This window comes from Pseudoalteromonas sp. S408 (genome assembly GCF_005886645.1).
Lineage (GTDB): Bacteria > Pseudomonadota > Gammaproteobacteria > Enterobacterales > Alteromonadaceae > Pseudoalteromonas.
Genome location: NZ_PNDY01000078.1, coordinates 1 through 368 on the forward strand (window position 1 = coordinate 1; position 368 = coordinate 368).

A 368-nucleotide genomic window follows, 5' to 3' on the forward strand; every position below is an offset into this window, starting at 1 on the left:
TGTCGGTAGCCTACCAAAATGATAAGATCGACCATAAAATTCCGATTGGGTCTATCAAATCTAATATGGGTCATCTTACTGCGGCAGCAGGTGTAGTGGGACTTATTAAATCTACACTGATACTGCATCATAAACAACTGGTTCCATCCATCAATTATACCAAACCAAATCCGGAAATAAATTTTCAAGCATTACCATTTGAAATTATTACCGAATTAAGACGTTTGGCCGATGATAAAAATTTGTATGCCGGTATAAGTTCTTTTGGTGTGGGTGGTACAAATGTGCATGCGGTGATTGCATCTTATAAAAGACCGATAATAGAGGATTATACAGCCGATGATGATGAAGAAGTATTAATTTGTTTA

1 protein-coding gene is annotated in these 368 nt (G+C 36.4%); it reads left to right on the top strand.

Features of this window, described 5'->3' with window-relative positions:
- The coding region (locus tag CWB62_RS18540; protein WP_283235180.1) for a ketoacyl-synthetase C-terminal extension domain-containing protein at positions 1 to 368 on the top strand (368 nt) is incomplete at both ends.